The organism is Bacillus pretiosus, assembly GCF_051294775.1.
GTDB lineage: Bacteria > Bacillota > Bacilli > Bacillales > Bacillaceae_G > Bacillus_A > Bacillus_A wiedmannii.
Genome location: NZ_JBPPHF010000002.1, coordinates 1,415,682 through 1,437,421, shown reverse-complemented (window position 1 = coordinate 1,437,421; position 21,740 = coordinate 1,415,682). Strand labels below are relative to the sequence as shown.

Below are 21,740 nucleotides of genomic sequence, written 5' to 3'. Positions count from 1 at the left end.
CATGATAACATACATAACCTTTAGAAATCGATGGGTTTTTTAATTTTTTTTTATTATTTTTCATACTATTGAAAAACGTAAAAAAGAAGCGTATTATATTTGTCGTTAATTTGATTCCTTTTATATTATCGCTAAACTAAAAAAGGAACCTCGATTAGGTCCCTTTCATCATAGCTCTATGTTTTTCGAAGCCTGTTCTCTTTGCTTCTCTTCTTCTTTCACTAACTGCACATTTGCATAAGCTAAATTCGCAATCATTAAAAAGTGACCACCTAAAATGCCTGTACCGAATGCCCACATTTCCATTTCATGCTCAATTTCATACATAATAATAGCTCCTAAAATGGCTGCTGCAAATCGGTTTAAAACTCCTAATCCAGGAGCCTTTTCTTTCATTACGATACTTTTCCCGAGTTTCTCCACTCTGCGAGCCAATAACCAAAGGCAATATGCACTTACAGCTAATCCGATACCAAACCCTGTTACTTGTTTTCCAAACGGAGTAATCGTCCACATAAGTAGTAAACCACTAAAGATCGCATACAATTGTAATCGATATACACGTAAGGCTGCTTGAATCAAAATATCCGCTCCTAATTTCACATTTTTTATACTTTAGAAGAAAAGCAGCAACTTACACAGTTGCTGCTTTCTCTTCTTCTTGCTCTTGTTCCATCTTACGAATTTCAACACGTTTAATTTGGTAAGCATCTTTTTCTAACACTTTAAATTCATAACCTTCCGCCTCAACGTGTTGTCCTTCTTCAATTTCATGATTTTGCATCATAATCCAGCCACCAATTGTATCCACATCATCTTCTTCAATGTGTAATCCAAATAAATCTTTCACTTCGGAGATAAGCACTTTTCCATCAACGATTTTATGGTGCTCATTTACATGCTGAATTGGTGGTGCTTCATCTTCATCATATTCGTCACGAATTTCGCCGACGATTTCCTCCAAGATATCTTCAAGCGTTACAATTCCGGCTGTTCCTCCGTACTCATCATATAAAACAGCCATCGGAATTCGCTTCTTCTGCATTTGAAGTAATAAATCGTGAATTGGAGTTGTTTCCATCACTTCAATAATCGGACGCATATACGTGCGAATCGATGATAAATCTTCTTTATCGTTGTTCATATATCGAATAAAGAAATCTTTTACATTGACCATACCGATAATATCATCTTTATCTTCTCCAAAAATCGGATAACGTGTGTATCGTTCATTTTGGATTACTTTCATGTGTTCTTCTACTGAATCTTCCAGGTAGAAACCAATGATTTCTGTTCGCGGTACCATAATCTCTTTTGCAATACGATTATCAAATTCAAAAATGTTATTTACATACTTGTATTCAGCCTGATTAATTTCGCCACTTTCATAGCTATCTGAAAGGATAAGGCGTAATTCTTCCTCTGTATGAGCTACTTCATGTTCTGAAGCTGGTTTTAAACCGAATAAGCCAGTTACAACACGAGCTGAACCGTTTAATACCCAAATAAATGGATACATGACTTTATAGAACATCATTAACGGACCTGCCAATAACAATGTTACTTGTTCAGCCTTTTGAATTGCCATCGTTTTCGGAGCTAATTCCCCTACTACAACGTGTAGATACGTCATTAGCATAAAAGCAAGACCAAATGTTAATACTGATGAGATAGAAGGATTTATGTTCCATTTCTCAAATAACGGGTGTAATAACTTTTCAATTGTCGGTTCACCTAACCAACCTAATCCCATAGCTGTAACTGTAATACCTAATTGACAAGCAGATAAATATTCATCTAAATTTGTTGTTACCTTTTTCGCTGCTAAAGCACCGCGTTTCCCTTCCGCAACAAGCTGATCAATACGACTTGAACGTACCTTTACAATCGCAAACTCTGCTGCTACGAAAAATCCAGTAAATGCGATTAAAATCGCAACCATGACTAAATTAAATATTTCCAATGAATCCCCTTAGTTTAAAAAACTAAGGTGTCCACCTCCTGTATACTATAATGTTTTCTTATTTGTTCATTAGAAAACATAGCCCGATACAAAAATTAAAGAGGTCGGATTTCACTTTTTTCTATAATAATAGAACAAGTGTCTGTATTAAAGCTGTCGTTTGACCAGATAAAGATTTCGATATTTTTTCACGTTGTGAATCAGTCAATCCATCTAAAAGCGGCTTTAACTCCGTTAACTCTGCTTCTAATCGATGAATATGGTCTGTCACTTCATTCACTTGTTTCGAAACGTGTTCATTGATACCGAGCAGCTTCTTCTTCTCCTCGATTTTCTCTTTAATCTCACAAAGCGGCATATGCATTTCTTTGCACTTCTCAATAAATTGTAATGTCTCAAATGCTGTTTCATCGTAATAGCGATAATTAGATTGAGATCGCTCCGCTTTTAAGATTCCTAGATTCGTATAATAATCAATCGTGCGTTTCGACACGTGAGCCATGAGAGCCAACTGTCCGATTCGATACACCTTCCCAACGATCTTCCCCCCTTGTTTATATTACTACCATCATACAATACATAAACTGTACAGTCAAACGTGACGGTTTATTATTCATAATTTATGCAAAATTCCACATGCTATCTAGGTATGTAGTATATTCACACTCTATAACTCTACCCATATAGTTAGATTACTGTTTTTTCGATATGCCCATACCAAAATGTAAAAATGGAATCACACATTCCTTTCAACCTTCCTTAATTTAAAACATATGATAATAATATTGAAATAAAATCATTATTTATGCAACTGGAGGAGATTAAAATCACTAGGACAATTATCTCTCACTTTTATAACGAGGAGTATTTATTACCATGGTGGCTTATGCATCATACAAAAATATTTGATCACGGCATATTAATTAATAGAGGTTCTACAGATCGTTCTGTTGAAATTTGTAAATTATTTGCTCCCAACTGGGAAGTACGAAATTCAAGATTCCTTGATTTCGATCCCACTAATACTGATATTGAGGTGATGGAAATTGAAAGAGAGGTTTCCGGTTGGAAAATGGTATTAAATACTACGGAATTTCTTTGTTGTAACAATGTAGAAGAGTTTTTCTCATCACTTCATACGTTAGGCCAAAATATGTATGCGATTAGAATGATTGTAATGATTGATAAGCATAATTACAATTATTCAAAACTAAGATATTCTATTCCGTTAGTAGAGCAACGATATCACGGGCTCTTTCCTTATAAACCAGAAATCGGCTGTGCCTGGAGATTTATACACAACCATCTTGATGGCGCATATTTACCAGGCAGACATTTTACGCGGCACCAACCTATCGTTTATAGCTCCCCTTCATTCATTTTTAAATTTTATTTTAGCCCTTGGAACGAACATACAAAGGCAAGAAAATTACAAATTACACCTACCCTCTCAAAAAAGGGCATTCGATTGGGACTTCAAACACAATATGGTCGGTCCTCTGAGGAACTCGAAGCTCGATTTTTAATGTTAACTAAGGCAACACAGGATCTACGTAATCACCCTGATTACCAACAATTATTCCCTAAATTCAAACCTTAATATTTCTCATCCTATCATGTTCCACATATTTTTACGCACTTAGCTAAAAACCATACCATTTGTATTTCATATGAATACTGTATATATTATAAATTTTTATTTTAGGAGGAAAAAATGAAAGCTGTTATTCTTGCAGGTGGATATGGAACAAGGATTGGGGAAGAAACTCATTTAAAACCAAAACCTATGATTGAAATTGGAACAAAACCTATTCTATGGCACATTATGAGTTTGTATAGCCATTACGGGATTACTGAATTTATTATTTGCTTAGGCTATAAAGGATATGTAATTAAAGAATTTTTTCTAAATTACAACTTACACATGTCCGATTTCACGATACATTTAAACGACAATACGATTACTAACCATTCTCATCGTATAGAACCATGGAAAGTTACACTGATTAATACCGGTCTAAATACCGAAACAGGTGGACGAGTTAAAAAAATACAAAATTACATCGGGGACGAACCTTTCTGCCTCACTTACGGCGATGGATTAAGTAATGTAGATATAAAAGAACTCATTGCATTTCATAAAAAACACGGCAAAACGGCTACTGTTACAGCCGTACAACCTCCTGGTAGATTCGGTTCTCTCGTCTTAGATAAACAATCTGTAACATCCTTTCAAGAGAAGCCACTAGGTGATGGCGGATGGGTTAACGGTGGATTTTTCGTTTTAAATCCTGATGTTTTCAATTACATTAGTGGAGATACATCTGTTTTTGAAACAGACACTTTAGTTCAGTTAGTAAACAAAAACGAATTGGCTGCATATCAACATACTGGTTTTTGGCATCCAATGGATACATTGCGCGATAAAAATAAATTAGTCGAGCTATGGGAAAGTAATAACGCTCCGTGGAAGGTTTGGTAATATGGCTTCATCATCTTTTTGGAATAAGAAAAAAGTATGCATTACGGGACATACTGGCTTTAAAGGCTCATGGCTCACCCTTTTTTTAAGTTCTTTAGGCGCAGAAGTAGTTGGCTATTCTTCTCATCCCCCATCCTTCCCTAACCTTTTTGAACAAGGTAACGTAGCAAAAGAATGCACATCAATTAAAGGCGATATTACAGATTACGATTCTTTATTCCATGCCCTGAAACAACATAACCCGGACATACTATTTCATTTAGCAGCCCAGCCAATCGTCACCACTTCATACAAAAATCCTATCGAAACATTTAAGACGAATGTTTTAGGTACTGTTCACGTATTAGAAGCGGCAAAACATATAGAAAGTATACGCGGCATCATTAATGTTACAAGTGATAAATGTTATGAAAATGACGGGAGCGGTAACCGGGCATTCGTGGAAACTGACCGGCTAGGAGGTTTCGATCCTTATAGTGCTAGTAAAGCTTGTGCTGAACTAGTTGCAACATCATATCAAAAATCATTCTTTCGCACTAACACTCTGCATCTTGCCTCAGTAAGAGCAGGTAACGTCATCGGCGGTGGTGATTGGGCAGAAGACCGATTATTCCCGGATATCATTCGTGCATATTTACAAGATGGTACATTAAATATTAGAAACAAAAACGCTATTCGCCCGTGGCAACACGTATTAGATCCTTTACATGGCTATATCCTTTTAGCTGAAAAACTTTGGAAAGACGCCGAATGTGCAGCGGCGTGGAATTTCGGCCCGATAAATGAACCTAACAGAACCGTTCATAATGTCATTCAATCTATAATGAAATTATGGAATAAACCACTAACAATCCTTTCTCCTCATACAAACACTCCTTATGAATCACCTATTTTAACACTCGATAGTACAAAAGCAGTAAATAAACTCGGTTGGACTCCTAAGTTATCAACAGATCACTCTATCGCTTGGACTGTTGATTGGTACAAGAAATATGCATCTGGTGAAAATATGGAACCTTTCACGCGCCAACAAATCGATGCATTCAAAAAATTATAAAGGGGCTATAAAATGGAACTGAAAAAATGCCGTTTTTGCCACTCATTACTAACAAATACTTTTCTAGATTTAGGTGTTTCCCCTCTCGCTAACTCATTTGTAGATCCTGAACACTCCTATAAAATGGAACCATTCTATCCGCTGCACACATTTGTTTGTAACTCTTGTTTACTTGTACAATTAGATGAATTTGAATCTCCGCACAACATTTTTCATGACTATTTATACTTCAGCTCTTACTCCTCCAGTTGGCTACTACACGCTAAGCAATATGTAGAAATGGCGATTAAGCGTTTCAACTTAACCAATCATTCGAAGGTGATTGAAATCGCGAGTAACGACGGGTACTTATTACAATATTTTCAAAAAGAACATATCGAAACGTTAGGAATTGAACCAGCAAAAAATGTAGCAGAAATCGCTATCCAAAAAGGAATTCCTACTGAAGTGAATTTTTTCAGCAATGACTTTGCAAAAAAATTACCAAAAGCTGATTTAATCATCGCAAATAACGTATTGGCACACGTCCCGAACTTACATGATTTTGTCGCTGGTTTAAAAACGTTATTAAAACAAGACGGAACAATAACAATTGAATTCCCGCACTTATTAAATCTCATATCCTTTAAACAGTTTGATACGATCTACCATGAGCACTTCTCCTATTTCTCACTTATAAGTCTTCAAAAAGTTTTAGCTCATCATCATTTACAAATTGTCGATGTAGAAGAGCTTGCAACGCACGGTGGTTCCTTACGTATTTTTGTAAAACATCATAGCGACAAATCCACTATCCATTCCAGTGTTACAAAATTAATCGAAAAAGAAGTAGATCACGGGCTAAATACATTAGATTGTTATCTCCTTTTTTCTAAACGCATCGAGCAATTGAAAATAAATATTTTAAAGTTTTTTATCGAAGCAAAAGCTTTAAACAAACAAATTATTGGTTACGGTGCACCAGCTAAAGGAAACACCCTTTTAAATTATTGCGGAATAGGAAAAGAATTTTTAGCTTATACAGTAGATAAAAACCCTCACAAACAAAATCTCCTACTACCAGGAACACGCATTCCAATAAAATCTCCAGAAGAAATTAAGCGTACAAAACCTGATTACATTCTCATACTCCCTTGGAATTTGAAAGATGAAATTATGAAAGAATGCTCTTTCATTCGTGAGTGGGGCGGCAAATTTTTAGTAACCATTCCAGAAGTTGAGGTAATTGAGCCATGAAAAAAATTCTTGTAACAGGCGGTAGTGGATGGATTGGTAAATATGTTGTAAATTCTCTTATACAAAGGGGCTATGAGGTGCACGCCACTTATCATACAAAGAAGCCTTCTCACATCCCTTGCCACTGGCATAAAGTAAACTTACTTTGTGATGAAGAAGTAAAAAAACTCATTTACGACATGAAGCCTAGTCATCTCATTCATTTAGCTTGGGAAGCAGTGCCGCCAGCTTGTTATGTATCTATTAATAATTACTATTGGCTTACATCCAGCATCTCATTGATTCAGCACTTCACAACATGCGGCGGAAAGCGAGTCGTTGTTGCCGGCACCGGCGCAGAGTACGAATGGTTTAACGGCGTACTATTTGAAGATTCACCGCTTCTTTCCTATAAAACACCGTATGCATTATGTAAAAACGCACTACACTCTTGGCTACAAACGTACGCTGAGCAAACCGGCCTCAGCATGTGTTGGGGCCGCATCTTTCATATGTATGGCCCTCACGAACAAGGGAATCGGCTCGTTTCTAACATTATCACTTCCTTATTAAAAAATGAGAAAGCACTATGTACACATGGAAAACAATCAAGAGATTTCCTCCATGTGAGCGACGTCGCTGATGCTCTCGTAACAGTATTAGAACATGGCGTTACAGGCACAATCAATATCGCTTCTGGTCAATCTGTACAAATTAAAGAATTAGCTTCTATCATTGCTAAAAAGTTAGGAAAAGAACATTTAATTAAACTAGGTGCGATTCCTTTCTCTAAAGATGAACCTTTATTCGTCGGGGTTAATGTAGAGCGTTTAAAAACTGAAGTAAATTGGAAACCAACATACGATCTAAATACTGGGATCGAAGAAACAATTTTATGGTGGGAATCATTTATAAAAAAACATAACGATACGCACCACTAAAACGCAAATCCTTCGTCCCTCTCGCTAAATCCTTATACCATTCTTCTAATTTTTCAGGTGTAATAATATGATGTGTTCCCATTCCCCCATGCTTACTAGCTTCAGAAAGAGTCGGGCCAATTTGTAATTTCCTCTTTCTCATCGCATCGTTCCAAGGGCTGAAACCAAACCATGCAATACACGCAAATGGCGGATAAATCATAGATTCATGTGCAGATAAATGTCTCCCAACCGTATAACTTCCGTGTTCATGATTATGAATAAATCTACCTCTTCTCCATAACGCCCAATCTTCTGGTAAATAACCATGAAATCGCTGTTTCATTAAAGGTATTCTAAAGTTAAGGTCCGGATAATTATAGTTAAGATCATCGACCATAATAAGCCCTTCCAGCCAATACATCCTCCCTCCCAATTCATTCAGGGATTTCCAAAACTGATTTTTATCTTGCACACAAAGAAACTCGGTCGTATTTAAAATTATTTTCCATCCTTTTACTTCTTGTTCTATCCTCATCACTTCATGATCTGTCGCTAATGCATCAAATTCTGGATTTGCAGAATCTCGTACTTCCCAGTGTGGTGCGAATTTTTTACAAATTTCAACCGAACGATCTGTTGAACCTTTATTAATTAAAATGCCATGATCAAACAGTTTCGTATGATGAGCAAGCCACCACGGTAATAAATACTCTTCATTGTAAAAATGAGAAATAACGGTTGTAGTTATAACAATCTCCTCCTCGTTCTCTATTAATCTACTTTTTCATCCTACTCTTACTATACTTATCAGTTATGTAATTGGTTTGTTTTATTTTTAAAATATGTTTTTCTACCATATACTATGCTTTCTTAGACAACCACCATTTTCTAAAGAAACATCCCAATAAACTGAAAATTAAGTTATAATATCTTTATTAAATTATGAAGGAGGAATGCACTCATGTACTACAACACTTCATTCGAAAATGATCAACCTGTAGGCCGTCTATAAACTAAGGCGGGCATTCATATAACACTTAACACTATGCCTCGTCTTAGGGAACTCATAATACCCTAAAAATAGACGGAGGTACTTTACATGAAACAAACAATTTTAGGAGCTATATGTTTATCACTAGCAGCTAGTATATGGGGCGGTATGTATGTTGTTAGTAAATACGTACTCGACTTTATCCCACCGCTGACACTCGTTTGGCTACGCTTTATTATCGCTTTCGTTGTTTTATATGCAATTTTGAAAATAGCTGAGAAAAAGCAAAAGAAAAAAGTAACCATTCACAAAAAAGATTGGTTACTCTTCGCTTGGATTGGATTTATCGGCTATTTCATTTCGATTACTTGTCAATTTATCGGAACAAAATTATCTGACGCTCATACAGGCTCTTTAGTAACATCAGCTACACCTGCATTTATGGTTATATTTGCAGCGATCATTTTAAAAGAAAAACTAACCGCTCGTAGACTATTATCTACTATCATAGCAACAATCGGTGTTATTATCGTCATTGGATGGGATATTGAAATTGGCTCCTATTTTATCGGTACAATTATATTAGTCGGGGCCGCTATTACGTGGGCTTTACTATCCATTTATGTGAAGATTGCTTCAACTCGATTTTCATCCTTAGTTATCACAACGTACACCATATTCTTTTCACTCTTTTTCATTACACCTTTTATGATATGGGAACTACAATCAACCTCTATCGAAACAGTAAACACGTACGTAATATTAGGCGTAGTATATTTAGGAGTCTCTCAACGGCAGTTGCCTTTTTCCTTTGGAATAAAGGGTTAGAATTAATGGACGCAAGCATCGGTTCGTTATTTTTCTTCTTCCAACCTATCGTCGGATCATTGCTTGGTTGGTTACTCTTAAATGAGACATTAAATATTAATTTTTTTATTGGTGGTATCCTTATTATATGTAGTGTTTTCATTACTACGTTTGAAAAGAAATGAAAACACAGGCAGAGATTCTTAATCTCTGCCTGTTCCACATTCTTTACGCACTCCAATGCGATGGACGGGACAACACTTTCGGTAATTTCGTATGTTTATCCCCTTTCGCTGCATTAATTTGAACTTGCGTCAGAAAAATACTATTTGTGAAATCCGCCCCGCGAATATCTGCATCTCGCAAATCTGCTCCGATAAGATCTGCTCCTCTTAAATCTGCTCCATTTAAGTTAGCCGCAATTAAATAAGCTCCTCTTAAATTCGCTCCTTGTAAATCTTTCTTCTTCAAATTTGCTCCCATAAGGTCTGCTCCGCGGTGACTAATTCGTTTCTTACGCGCAGCATTCATTTCCTTCCAAACTAGCTCACTCGTTTCTAAAAGTAACACATTTACTTCCGCACGGTGTAATGGAATATTTACTTTCATTAACTCGTCCGCATTTAAATTTGATAAGCGCTCTGTCTCTCCAATTGCTTTACTTAGTTCTTTATGAATCGATTGTGTCGCCTTCAAAAGAATAGCCTCATTCAAATACCACAGTATTTCATGAAGCTGATGCATAACTGGAAAAGCATCGTACATTTTTCTCGCATGCTTAGCATCTTTCCGCCAATCAATCCCGTTAAACGTAACTTGCGAAATCTTCTGCCCAGCCCCGAAACACTCAAACACTGTACAACCTTTATAACCTTTTCCTCTAAGATTTTTATGTATGCTACATTTAAAATCTGTTTGTAAGTTAGAACATGGTGTCCCGCCATCTTTATTCACCGCAAAATCTACCGATGCTGCGAACGGTAACGCCACGCAACATAAACCGAAGCATTTTTCGCAGTTTGCTTTTAAATGATCGTTATGATTAGTCAAAATATATACCCCCTGTTGTCTTTTGACTATTTCATAATATTCCAACCTTATTAAATAATCAATTTAAAAATAAATGAGCTTCTTTCATTTCAAATCATAACTTTATCATTCGATTTCCTTTCAATTGAAAAAGACAGCTTCTATCTAATGAATTATAATTAAGTTATAAATATTCAAACTAAAAGGAGACTTACTATGGCACTCGAAATGAAAACAAACTGTCAAATTTGCGATCAATCTCTCGAATCAAATTCCGAAGCCTACATTTGCGTGTATGAATGTACATTTTGTGCACCGTGTACAGAAGAAAGACACAACGTTTGCCCAAACTGCGGCGGCGAATTAGTACGTAGACCGAAAAAGAAACAATAAAAAGCAAAGCGATATCGCTTTGCTTTTTTACTGTTTTTGGGATATATAGAAATTCTACCAATCACAAATTAAACGTTCAAAAACTTCACACAAACAGGCTCTGGTACAATAACATCAGATTGTAACAATGTTAACTCACCTGTCGTTTCATTTCTTGAAAATAGCACAAGGTTATGTGACTTTTCATTTGTAGCAAGAAGAAACTTTTCAGTCGGATCTAATACAAAGTCCCTCGGCCAATTTCCTTCTGTAAATGTATGTGCAACAAATGTAAGCTGGCCTGAATTTTGATCCACACTGAAAACAGCAATACTATTATGACCGCGATTCGCCGCATACACAAAACGGCCGTCAGAAGAAATATGAATAGCACTTCCTTGACTATTGTCATCAAATTCTTTTGGAACGGTAGAAATATACTGCAACTCTGTAAAGGACCCTTCTTCCGGATTATATGATAATGCAATAACTTCCGAGCTAAGTTCAGTCATGACATAAGCATGCTTTCCGTTCGGGTGAAAAGCAATATGTCTCGGACCACTTCCTGGGTTTACAGACAAGCTATTCACTTCCTTTAACTTACTATCTTTTATTTCATACGTAATGATTTTATCAATTCCTAAATCAACGCCTACCACATATTTTTCATCAGGAGTATATCCCGCGTAATGCGCATGTGGTTTTTCTTGTCTTTCTTTATTTGGACCAGAACCTTCATTTGCCATAATCGATGTAACAGGATTTACAGTTCCATCTTCTTCATTAACTACGAAAGACTCAATTGTTCCTTTATGGTAATTTGCTGTAACTACCGTACCGTTTTCACTATCCACACTAATATGACAAGGAGAAGCCCCTTCTACTACTTGTCTGTTTTGTTCCGTTAGCTCTCCTGTATAACTGTTAATCGAATAAGCAGCTACACCACCAGCTTCGCCTTCCTTAACAACAGAATAGAGATATTGATTATTTTTGCTAATCGTTACATATGTAGGGTTATCCAGCTTAGCCGCAAGCGTTACATTACTAACTTTTTGTGCTTCTGTATTTAAAGTAAAAGTATATATCCCTTCACTATTTTCTTTCGTGTACGTTCCAACATATCCAATAAACTCTTTGTTATCCGTCATTTTCATAACCCTCTCCCTATAGTTTTTGTTCATCATACTTCTTACCAAGTTCATAAAACTATTTTTAATTGAAAGAATATCCTAAAAAATCGGAGTACCTCTTTATAAGTTACCATATTTTTCTGCCAAATAACCTCTAAACCCATTTTTTCTGAAAAGCTGCTATACTTTCATATTCTTCTTCCAAGTGACGGGCCAAACGAATATAGATCGGTATTAATTCTTTATATTTCTCCACACTTTCCATGTTTGGCTCATGATAAAAATTGGCACCTACCATATTAGAAACTACATGTAATGTATTTATTTCACCTAAACTATATAAACCAAGGATAGCTGCTCCTAGACAAGAGCTTTCGAAACTTTCAGGAACATATACGTCTTGATGAAAAATATCTGCCATCATCTGTCTCCAAAGTTCCGATCTTGCAAAGCCACCTGTCGCTTGAATTTTTTTCGGTTCGCCAATTAGTTCTTTTAAAGCAAGGAGAACTGTATACAAGTTATAAATGATTCCCTCTAAAACAGCACGGATAAGATGCTCTTTCTTATGATGTAGTCCAAGCCCAAAGAAAGACCCCCGCGCATTCGCATTCCATAAAGGAGCTCTTTCTCCTGCTAAATACGGATGAAATAATAAACCATCAGATCCAGGATTAACTTTTGCTGCTATTTCAGTAAGCAATTCATAAGGATCTTTTCCTAAGCGCTTCCCATGCTCAACTTCTAACGCACATAATTGGTCACGAACCCACCTAAAAATCATACCACCATTATTCACCGGTCCACCAATTACCCAAAGGTCCTCAGTTAACGCATAACAAAAAGTCCTACCCTTCGGATCCGTTACAGGATGATTTGTGACAACTCGCACTGCACCGCTCGTACCAATTGTAATAGCAACTACTCCAGGTTCTATTGCATTCACACCTAAATTCGATAGTACTCCATCACTCGCTCCTATTATAAAAGGAGTAGTAACAAGTACATTCATCTCTCTTGCAAATTCTTCATCTAATCCTATTAAGGTGTGCGTAGTTGGAACGAGTTTAGAAAGCTTTTCCTCCGAAATTCCTGCAACACGAAGAGCTTCTTCATCCCATTTTAAAGATTTCAAATTGAACATTCCTGTTGCTGATGCTATAGAATAATCAATTACATATTCCTTAAATAACTTATAGAAAACATATTCTTTAATAGAAATGAATTTATAGCTTTTTGCAAATAAATCAGCATGTTCATTTTTAAGCCAAACTAATTTCGAAAGTGGTGACATAGGATGGGTTGGTGTTCCAGTACGAAGGTAAATTTCATGACCATTCATATCATTCTTTATTTTTTCTGCCCAACTTGCGCTTCTATTATCTGCCCAAGTAATGCATCTCGTTAACGGCTTCCCTGCTTCGTCTACAACAATGACACTATGCATTGCCGAACTAAAAGAAACACAAAGAATATCAACTGGCTGTACATTACTTGATTGTATAGTCTCTTTAATCGTATGTATGACCGCTTGAAAAATCTCTTCTGGATCTTGTTCTGCTATTTCTGGTGCGGGCGAATATAAAGGATATTCAATCCCATGGCTTGCAATAACAGATCCATCGATCGAAAACAAAACTGCTTTTGTACTAGTTGTCCCAATATCTACACCAATCATATATTTCGAACTCACTATGTAACCCCTTTCAAATCATTCCTATAACAAAAGAGCACCATGGTGTCTACAAAAAGACGCTCCCTTATGAGAGCTACGTTTTCATAAACTTCACTCTCATAAGGGGATCCTTTTTATAACCATTGTGCTGTTTTGAAAATGCATGGTGTCTTTTCATATCGCTGCTTTTACGTAATAAGGTACCAAACTCGAGATTTATTTTAAAGGATGAAGTTACATAGAGATTGGTCCTCTCGTGAAAAAGCAATTTGTGTAAACTTTACTTCCTTATAACTTAGGCGCTTTCGCCCAATCCGCAGCAAACTTCTCAATACCTTGGTCTGTTAATGGGTGCATAGCAAGTTGTTCAATTACTTTATAAGGAATTGTTGCAATGTGAGCACCTGCCATTGCTACACGAGTGACATGGTCTGGATGTCTAACAGAAGCCGCAATAATTTGTGTATCTAATTGATGAATATCGAACAATTCAGCTATTTTAGCAACTAATAGTACGCCATCTTCAGAAATATCATCTAGGCGACCTAAAAATGGTGAAACATACGTTGCACCTGCTCTAGCAGCTAAAAGGGCTTGGTTCACAGTGAAAATAAGTGTAACGTTCGTTTTCACACCTTTTTCAGTAAGGTAGCGACAAGCTTCTAATCCTGCTAGCGTCATCGGAAGTTTTATCGTGATGTTTTTATCACCACCGTTAATTTTAATCAGTTCTTCTGCTTGAGAGATCATTTCTTCAGCTTCTACAACATCTGGAGTTACTTCTGCCGAAACAGATTCAACTTTAGGCACTGCCTGACAAATTTCTCCAATACGGTCTTCAAACTTAATGCCCTCTTTCGCTACTAAAGAAGGATTCGTTGTAACGCCGGCTAAAACTCCAAGTTTATATGCTTTTTTTATGTCCTCAAGATTTGCAGTATCAATAAAAAACTTCATAATTCATTTCCTCCATTTTTTAAACATTAACGAGTTATACTTTTAAAATGTTTATTTCTTTTCTACTGCATGTCCGCCAAACTCATTACGCAGTGCTGCTACAACTTTCCCTGTAAACGTATCATTGTCTAATGAGCGGTAGCGCATTAATAGAGACATTGCGATAACAGGAGTTGCTGTTTGAAGGTCTAATGCTGTTTCTACTGTCCATTTTCCTTCACCAGAAGAATGCATAACGCCCTTAATTTCATCCAGTTTTGCATCTTTAGAAAATGCGTTTTCAGTCAATTCCATTAACCATGAACGAATGACTGAACCGTTGTTCCATACTCTTGATACTTTTTCATAATCGTAATCAAATTCACTCTTCTCTAAAACCTCAAATCCTTCACCAATAGCAGCCATCATTCCGTATTCAATTCCGTTATGAATCATTTTTAAGAAGTGACCGCTACCAGCTTTTCCTGCATATAAGAATCCATTTTCTACAGCTGTATCATGGAAGATAGGTTCAACGATGTCCCAAGCTTCTTGATCTCCTCCGATCATGTAACAAGCTCCATTACGCGCGCCTTCCATTCCGCCAGAAGTTCCTGCATCCATAAAGTGAATGCCATCTTTCTTTAGTTGCTCATATCGGCGAATTGACTCTTTATAATGTGAATTACCAGCTTCAATTAAAATATCTCCTTTTGATAGCAATGGTGTAACTTCATCAATAACAGAATCAACGACAGCGTGTGGTACCATAACCCAAAGAATTCTTGGTGATTGTAATGATTGAACGAGTTCACTTAAGCTAGATACACCTGTAGCACCATACTCTTTCATTTCTTCCACTGCACTCGTATTTAAATCAAATGCTGCTACTTCATGTTTATGATCCATTAAATTCTTCCCTAAATTTAATCCCATTTTACCTAAACCAATTAATCCTACTCTCATAATATAATTCCTCCTTGAATTACCTTTCATCATAAATACATGTTAATAAAATGATGAATATCTTTTTGTCATATTGTTTTACATATAAAGAAACGTATGAAATACCTTCATGTAAGAATGTACTTATTTTTTCACTTCCTCATCTAACCACCATTTAAACTCACTTTCTTGTAATAGAGCATTTGCAGCATCTGGACCATACGAACCCGACTTATATTCATGAAGTGGTAACAAGTTTTCTTCGAATGCTTCAAGTATTGGCTGCACCCATTCCCATGACAATTCAACTTCTCTCCAGTGTGCAAAGAATGTAGAATCTCCACATACAGCATCATAGATAAGCCTTTCGTAAGCTTCAGGTATTCCCACTCCTGTTTGCTCACAAGTAAAATGAATACGGATCGGTTCAAGCTCTCCATTGTTCAATGGATTTTTACTATTTAATTGGAGTGAAACATTTTCATTTGGGCTAATTTCAATGATTAACAAATTAGGCGCTGCATTTGGATTACTATCTTGATACTGCTGTTTTAATGTATTTTTAAACTCAATTACAATACGAGTAGACTTTTCTTTCATTCTTTTTCCTGTTCGTATGTAAAAAGGAACATCAGTCCAAAATGGGTTATCAATCCATAAGCGAGCCGCAACAAATGTATCTGTTTGAGAAGAAGGATTTACTCCTGGCTCCTCTCTATACGCCACAACTTGTTGTCCTTTTATCTCCCCTGAAGCATATTGTCCGCGAATGATATGGTTCTGAACGTCTTCTTTTTTCACTTTACGAAGAGTCTCCATCACTTTTCGTTTTTCCTCACGAATTTCACATGCATTAATCTTTTCCGGCAGATTCATAGCAGTCATCATTAATATTTGCAGCATATGATTTTGAACCATATCGCGAATGGCTCCTGCATGATCATAATATGCTGCCCTTTCTTCTACCCCAACCGTTTCACTAGCTGTTATTTGTACATTCGCTATATGTTCTTTATTCCAAATCGATTGAAGAACAGGATTTGCAAATTCAAGTGCTTCAATATTTTGAACCATCGGTTTACCTAAATAATGATCAATACGGTATATTTCGTCTTCTTCAAACGTTCGACTAAGCTTATCATTCAGCCCTCGGGCAGATGTAAGATCATGACCAAACGGTTTCTCAATCATTAGACGCTTCCATCCATCTGTTTTATCAAGTCCACTTTCTTTAATATTTAAAGCAATGGTCTCAAAGAAGTCAGGAGTAACTGAAAGGTAGAACATTCTATTCCCTTGTATATTTTGTTCTTCTTCCCTTTCATGAACTACTTGTAATAACCTTTTATAATCTTCTGGCTTATTCACATCTAACGGACAATAACGAAAATACTCTAAAAAATCTTCTATTTTCGGAGTACCTTCTTCTCTGCGACGAGAAAAAGTTTCTATGGATTCTTTTACTCTTTTTTGAAAATCTAAATGAGATACTTCACGTCTTCCAAGCCCGATAACAGATATTGGCTTTGGAAGCTTTTGATCTCTATATAAGTTATATAGCGCGGGGTAAATTTTCCTTTTCGCTAAATCCCCTGTCGCTCCAAATAAAACAAAGGTCATCGATTCCAATTTCAGTCCTCCTCGTGATGTATAGTCATTGCCAATATAGTAAGAATGCATTGTACAGAAGCTACTATTATTGTTGATCCAATCTTACTTCTTAACTTCTAATTTTTTATATTTGTCGCTTTCTAATTGTCCCCAATATTAATAGTGGCAATTCAAAGCATTTTCCCCACATCCTACTTACTCAGTTACACTTATATAAAATAACTCAATTACAAAAGGTAATTAAGTTATTTTATGTCTATCATATTAACTACATAGATTATTATCGTCAAGGAAAGTGTCTTGAATTAAAGATTTTTCATTTCGTAACATCTTATTAAAAATATGTTCATGAACTGAATAATAAAAAGGAAAAACCGAACATATTCTTGTTCGGTTTTTCCTTTTTATTATTGCTTTAAATGATTTTTAACTGCCCTTATAACTAATTCATGATCTTCTTCTGGTGGTAACCCTGAAACTGTTATCATTCCAATAACTCCTACGTCTTTTATTTGCACAGGAACGCAACCACCAAACGCAGCATAATCCGACCTATCTAAAAGATACTTTTCATTATATGGAACACCCGTTATTTCACTTTGTATTTGCATATAATACGAGCTATGATTGTGCAAAGAAACAACTCGTTTTTTACGCTCAATCCATTTCGTATTTTCCTCAGTTGTCCCCGTCATCTTGAAATGAAATAATTGCACACCATTTTTCGCTATATCAACAGCAATCAATTTCCCTTCCTTTTTCGCTGTTTCAACGATAAATAAACCTATTTGCAGTGCATCTTCATTTGTAAAAGAGGAAAATTGAAGTGTTTCCTCCTCTATTAAAATTTGTTTACTTATTTCATTCAAATTTGAAGTACTCATATGTTTATCCCCCTTACTCACTTTATGCCACATTGCTATTTTTAAAATTATGCGACCCTACCGTACGGACTTTCCATATAACTAATAACGTAAAGCTTATTCTTTTCTTCTTGGTGCTATTATGAATTATATTTAACGCACTAAAAATGTATGTCCTCTAGCGCTAAACATTTCGTATAGAAGTTTTCTTCCAGCTACTACTTACAAGCATAAAAAAACCAGTTGCTTAAGCAACTGGTTCACTAAAAGTTTTATCTAGGATATTCATTCAACCAAAGGAATGCTTGTTCATAATCATCGAAAAATTTTACATATTTTTTTGTATTAGATTGTTGTAAATAATTCATTATCTCCCCTTCTTCAAGGAGAAAAGCAATTGCCTTACTGTGATTCAAAATCGTTTCATTGAAAAACTTATCTTTCCATACTTTTTGAACAGAAAAATGATCTGGCGTCTACCCTTTTCTATCTACCAGCAATTTGTATTTCCGTCCCTCGGAAATGAATTGCTGACAAACTTGCTCGAAGCGATTAAACCATTCATAAACATCATCTGTTTTAATCTTGCCTATAAGACGAGTAACAATTATATCTCCGGAAACCGTTGTACTAATATTCAGTTTACTCAATCTAAAATCATCTCCCTTAGTTACAATTATGCGTGAATCCCTCATAAAATCAATAAGATCAAACTGTAACGCATTAAAAAGGGACAGACTCTCCAAACGGAGAAGTCTGTCCCAAAATCGTTCTATTTTGCATTAGAACTAACAATCGTGAATTAGAATAATGATTTAATACTTGCTAAAACAGTAAGTACACCTACAATAATAACAAATACGTTACTCATTTTCCCTTTGTATTTAGCTAGTACTGGTACTTTTTGAATCGCATACATCGGTAATAGACATAAGATAGCAGCAACTAATGGACCGCTTAGAGAATCAATAAGTCCAAGAATACTTGGATTTGTATAAGCAACAAACCAGCATGATAATACAACAAAAGTAAGGACGATTGTTTTAATTGTTTTTTCTTCAATAACTTTTCCACGTGATTTACCGAACTTAATAATCATGTCACGCATTACTTCAAATGCTCCGATATAATGGCCAAGGAAAGATTTTGTAATAGCCACAAAAGCAATGATTGGAGCTGCAATCGTAATTACAGGTGAATTAAGCTCATTAGCAAGATATGAAAGGATTGATAAGTTTTGCTCTTTTGCCATTTTTAAATCCTCTGGAGTCAAGCTTAATGTACTACTCCAAACGAAGAACATAACTACAGCGAATGTCATGATATAACAAACTTTTTGTATTTGCGCACATTTAGCATCAGTAGCTTCTATTCCATACGTAGCTCTCTGTTTTACAACAAATGATGAAATCATAGGTGAATGATTAAATGAGAATACGATGATTGGTAGAATCAACAGTATCGTTCCAAAATATCCTGTTCCTGTTGAAGCAGTAGAAACAGCTGAAAAGCTAAGCATTGACGTATTCCACTGTGGAATTAAAGATATTGCGATAAAAAGTAGAGAAGCTATGAAAGGATACACTAGCATACTCATGATTTTTACAGTAATATCTTGACCAAAATTCAGTATAGCGATAAGACCAAGAACTAATACAAGTGATAAAATAGCCCTTGGAGGCTCTGGCATGTGCAATTGATGCACGATAAAACTACTTGCAGTATTTGTAAGCGCAACCGAATACATTAGCACGATTGTATAAATTGAACCGAAATATACGATGTTAAAAATGATACTTGCTTTATTTCCGAAATACTCTCTAATTGTACCTGTGATCCCCTCATCAGCAGAATTAGAAGCGTATATCATTTTAGCAAGTGCCCTATGTGAGTAATACATAACTGGATATGCAAGCAATGTAATTAGTAGTAATGATAATAAACCACCTGAACCTGCATTAATCGGTAAAAAGAGCACCCCTGCTCCAATTGCAGTTCCAAATAGGCTCAATGCCCATGTAGTATCCTGCTTATGCCACTTTTTCGGATCTGCATATTGCTCATTTTCTAGTGCGATATTTTCAGCTTGAACTTCTATTTTCTTTGCAGTATTCCCGTTCATATAATAACTCCCCCTTGTATCCTATTCTTGCGTATCTCTTTATAGCTAACGAACATTCCCTTTTTTCGGAAAATAAATTCCTTACAAGTTGCCCCACATTGTATGTCCTTCATCATAATGAATCCAAATTGAAACATTCGCTAGTTAGCGTCCTAACATAAATGTTAGCGTTCACAAAAAAGTTTACTCGTACTATCCGCTCTTTATATAAAGACCGCTTAAGAGAACAATATTGAATAGACTTCATAAATACGTTGCAACATTTCTAATAACAGTGTGTTACTTTAATGGTTTCTCTTACTTACTTGTAACAGTAATTTTAGATAAACCGGCCTCTCTTCATTTATGAGGCATTTCTTTCTCAATTCTATACATCACTTTCATAACTTCGGCAGCATTTATGGTATTGATTACACAAGCCACTGAAGCACTTTACATACATTTCGCCTCTAATCACACGCCTTTCTTTCTATTAATCGCATTTTTTATATTTTCTCCAGAGATCATAAAATTTCTCTCGACGCCCTCATTATAACGTGTATATTTATAAAATTAATATTTTTATATTTTCAGAAATATTCAATAGATATAATTTTACATGGATAATAATTTACAGTTAGCATGCAACCCTTGTTCCTATCGCTTATAACGGAATTAATCAGCAAAAAACACAGTAAAATATTGTTTATTCAAGATACTCATTTTAAAAATTTTTATATTCTTCTTTATCTAAAAATTTTATTTTGATTTTAAAAAGATATTCTAATAAATAATTAACGTGGTTAAAAAGAAATTTCTTTTTAAATGCATAAACCAATTTTTAGGTTATATATTATCAATATTGCATTCATATACATTTTTAGGAAAATACATATTTTAACTTGATGACAATAAGAGAACCGCTAACATTTCGCAAAAATCTTCGCTAAACGAAAAAATAAAATAAGCTGTCCATATATGGACAGCTTATTTACATCATTATCATTGTTAGGTGTAGGCAAACGAATCACTTCAATGTCATCTTAATTTTAGTTTTTTCAAATCTTCTTCAGGGATATTTCTATGTTTGTAATGAATGGATTTTAGTTCATTTACTTTTAGACGATATTATTGATTATTACACGATTCATCCTATTAAAAGCAAGTAATGTAATCTTTAAAACCCCTCATTAACTAGCTCTTTTATCAAGTTTAATTTTGCAGAAAGCTCAATAAACCACTCTTCATCCCCTGTTAATAATGCAAGGTCTATAAGATAAAGGATTTGCTCCTTATTTATTACTTTTGATTCAGGGAGTTTGTTAACGTGTTTACTAAAGAGTAAAATCGCTTCGTTCATTGTGTACTTGTCGTCACGTTTCACAATGCTAACTGTAACTACATCTTCCACTTCATCAAGTGATACAATGTAACCAACTATGAATTCACCCTCATTTGATATTCCACGAACCCAATCTCCCACTTTTAAAACATGATTATTATTTGACATCATACTTTTCACCTTCTTATAAATATTTTTTGTAACGATAAAAAAGATATAAAAACTAACTTCAACTGTAATCTTTTTTATTACAGTTGTTTTTTAAGAACTCACGGCTACATAATAATTAAGCCGT

The 21,740-nt window shown here is 35.4% G+C and carries 20 protein-coding genes and 2 pseudogenes; 8 read left to right on the top strand and 14 right to left on the bottom strand.

The window, feature by feature from the left end; translation table 11 throughout:
* Nucleotides 1-168 precede the first annotated feature (168 nt).
* The 3 genes from ACSG5Z_RS15660 to ACSG5Z_RS15650 form a co-directional block, all read right to left on the bottom strand.
* On the bottom strand, nucleotides 169-582 hold the full coding sequence (locus ACSG5Z_RS15660) for an ATP synthase subunit I (RefSeq protein WP_048546511.1): 414 nt from the start codon (nucleotides 580-582) through the stop codon (nucleotides 169-171).
* Between the two features lie 52 nt (nucleotides 583-634).
* Nucleotides 635-1,963, bottom strand: a complete 1,329-nt coding sequence (locus ACSG5Z_RS15655; RefSeq protein WP_046957914.1) for a hemolysin family protein — start codon at nucleotides 1,961-1,963, stop codon at nucleotides 635-637.
* Nucleotides 1,964-2,084: 121 nt separating this feature from the next.
* On the bottom strand, nucleotides 2,085-2,492 hold the full coding sequence (locus ACSG5Z_RS15650; RefSeq protein ID WP_000285638.1) for a MerR family transcriptional regulator: 408 nt from the start codon (nucleotides 2,490-2,492) through the stop codon (nucleotides 2,085-2,087).
* A 276-nt stretch (nucleotides 2,493-2,768) separates the two neighbouring features.
* Here ACSG5Z_RS15650 and ACSG5Z_RS15645 point away from each other — a divergent pair, with 276 nt between their 5' ends.
* From ACSG5Z_RS15645 to ACSG5Z_RS15625, 5 genes are all read left to right on the top strand, one after another.
* Complete coding sequence (locus ACSG5Z_RS15645) at nucleotides 2,769-3,563, top strand: glycosyltransferase family 2 protein (RefSeq protein WP_098802396.1); 795 nt, start codon at nucleotides 2,769-2,771, stop codon at nucleotides 3,561-3,563.
* Nucleotides 3,564-3,677: 114 nt separating this feature from the next.
* Nucleotides 3,678-4,445 (top strand): glucose-1-phosphate cytidylyltransferase, encoded by a 768-nt coding sequence (gene rfbF / locus ACSG5Z_RS15640; RefSeq protein WP_149237140.1) that lies wholly within the window; start codon nucleotides 3,678-3,680, stop codon nucleotides 4,443-4,445.
* Nucleotide 4,446: 1 nt separating this feature from the next.
* Complete coding sequence (rfbG, locus tag ACSG5Z_RS15635; RefSeq protein ID WP_435711709.1) at nucleotides 4,447-5,502, top strand: CDP-glucose 4,6-dehydratase; 1,056 nt, start codon at nucleotides 4,447-4,449, stop codon at nucleotides 5,500-5,502.
* A gap of 12 nt (nucleotides 5,503-5,514) precedes the next feature.
* Nucleotides 5,515-6,738: a methyltransferase domain-containing protein gene (locus tag ACSG5Z_RS15630; protein WP_435711708.1), complete on the top strand. Its 1,224-nt coding sequence runs from the start codon at nucleotides 5,515-5,517 to the stop codon at nucleotides 6,736-6,738.
* Nucleotides 6,735-7,658, top strand: a complete 924-nt coding sequence (locus ACSG5Z_RS15625; protein WP_435711707.1) for an NAD-dependent epimerase/dehydratase family protein — start codon at nucleotides 6,735-6,737, stop codon at nucleotides 7,656-7,658. The genes ACSG5Z_RS15630 and ACSG5Z_RS15625 overlap by 4 nt, the downstream gene beginning before the upstream one ends.
* Here ACSG5Z_RS15625 and ACSG5Z_RS15620 read toward each other — a convergent pair.
* The gene (locus ACSG5Z_RS15620) at nucleotides 7,627-8,412 is read right to left on the bottom strand and encodes a glycosyltransferase family 2 protein (RefSeq protein WP_080377619.1); all 786 of its coding nucleotides are present in this window, start codon (nucleotides 8,410-8,412) and stop codon (nucleotides 7,627-7,629) included. The genes ACSG5Z_RS15625 and ACSG5Z_RS15620 overlap by 32 nt on opposite strands.
* Nucleotides 8,413-8,739: 327 nt before the next feature.
* Here ACSG5Z_RS15620 and ACSG5Z_RS15615 point away from each other — a divergent pair.
* Nucleotides 8,740-9,108: pseudogene (locus tag ACSG5Z_RS15615) on the top strand (DMT family transporter); the annotation flags it as partial.
* A gap of 125 nt (nucleotides 9,109-9,233) precedes the next feature.
* On the top strand, nucleotides 9,234-9,623 hold the full coding sequence (locus tag ACSG5Z_RS15610) for a DMT family transporter (RefSeq protein WP_435711706.1): 390 nt from the start codon (nucleotides 9,234-9,236) through the stop codon (nucleotides 9,621-9,623).
* 43 nt (nucleotides 9,624-9,666) lie between these two features.
* Here ACSG5Z_RS15610 and ACSG5Z_RS15605 read toward each other — a convergent pair whose 3' ends face one another.
* Nucleotides 9,667-10,488, bottom strand: coding sequence for a pentapeptide repeat-containing protein (locus tag ACSG5Z_RS15605; protein ID WP_435711705.1), 822 nt, complete (start codon nucleotides 10,486-10,488; stop codon nucleotides 9,667-9,669).
* 195 nt (nucleotides 10,489-10,683) lie between these two features.
* On the opposite strand from ACSG5Z_RS15605, the gene ACSG5Z_RS15600 reads away from it, so the two are divergent.
* On the top strand, nucleotides 10,684-10,860 hold the full coding sequence (locus ACSG5Z_RS15600; RefSeq protein ID WP_060487780.1) for a DUF1272 domain-containing protein: 177 nt from the start codon (nucleotides 10,684-10,686) through the stop codon (nucleotides 10,858-10,860).
* Nucleotides 10,861-10,928: 68 nt separating this feature from the next.
* Here the strand turns inward: ACSG5Z_RS15600 and ACSG5Z_RS15595 are convergent, their stop codons facing one another.
* The 9 genes and pseudogenes from ACSG5Z_RS15595 to ACSG5Z_RS15555 form a co-directional block, all read right to left on the bottom strand.
* The gene (locus ACSG5Z_RS15595) at nucleotides 10,929-11,990 is read right to left on the bottom strand and encodes a lactonase family protein (RefSeq protein WP_435711775.1); all 1,062 of its coding nucleotides are present in this window, start codon (nucleotides 11,988-11,990) and stop codon (nucleotides 10,929-10,931) included.
* Between the two features lie 136 nt (nucleotides 11,991-12,126).
* On the bottom strand, nucleotides 12,127-13,668 hold the full coding sequence (gene gntK, locus ACSG5Z_RS15590; RefSeq protein ID WP_149237135.1) for a gluconokinase: 1,542 nt from the start codon (nucleotides 13,666-13,668) through the stop codon (nucleotides 12,127-12,129).
* Between the two features lie 267 nt (nucleotides 13,669-13,935).
* Nucleotides 13,936-14,604, bottom strand: coding sequence for a fructose-6-phosphate aldolase (gene fsa, locus ACSG5Z_RS15585; RefSeq protein ID WP_435711704.1), 669 nt, complete (start codon nucleotides 14,602-14,604; stop codon nucleotides 13,936-13,938).
* 51 nt (nucleotides 14,605-14,655) lie between these two features.
* Nucleotides 14,656-15,549 (bottom strand): phosphogluconate dehydrogenase (NAD(+)-dependent, decarboxylating), encoded by an 894-nt coding sequence (gene gnd / locus ACSG5Z_RS15580; protein WP_087984122.1) that lies wholly within the window; start codon nucleotides 15,547-15,549, stop codon nucleotides 14,656-14,658.
* Nucleotides 15,550-15,672: 123 nt separating this feature from the next.
* Complete coding sequence (gene zwf, locus ACSG5Z_RS15575; RefSeq protein WP_087984121.1) at nucleotides 15,673-17,157, bottom strand: glucose-6-phosphate dehydrogenase; 1,485 nt, start codon at nucleotides 17,155-17,157, stop codon at nucleotides 15,673-15,675.
* Between the two features lie 389 nt (nucleotides 17,158-17,546).
* Nucleotides 17,547-18,056 carry a heme-degrading domain-containing protein gene (locus ACSG5Z_RS15570; protein ID WP_170968437.1) on the bottom strand — a complete coding sequence of 170 codons (510 nt, stop codon included), beginning with the start codon at nucleotides 18,054-18,056 and terminating at the stop codon, nucleotides 17,547-17,549.
* A gap of 218 nt (nucleotides 18,057-18,274) precedes the next feature.
* Nucleotides 18,275-18,697: pseudogene (locus ACSG5Z_RS15565) on the bottom strand (STAS/SEC14 domain-containing protein).
* A 107-nt stretch (nucleotides 18,698-18,804) separates the two neighbouring features.
* Nucleotides 18,805-20,124, bottom strand: coding sequence for an aromatic amino acid transport family protein (locus ACSG5Z_RS15560; protein WP_046954708.1), 1,320 nt, complete (start codon nucleotides 20,122-20,124; stop codon nucleotides 18,805-18,807).
* A 1,156-nt stretch (nucleotides 20,125-21,280) separates the two neighbouring features.
* Nucleotides 21,281-21,616 carry an IDEAL domain-containing protein gene (locus tag ACSG5Z_RS15555; protein WP_000987459.1) on the bottom strand — a complete coding sequence of 112 codons (336 nt, stop codon included), beginning with the start codon at nucleotides 21,614-21,616 and terminating at the stop codon, nucleotides 21,281-21,283.
* Nucleotides 21,617-21,740: the final 124 nt, after the last annotated feature.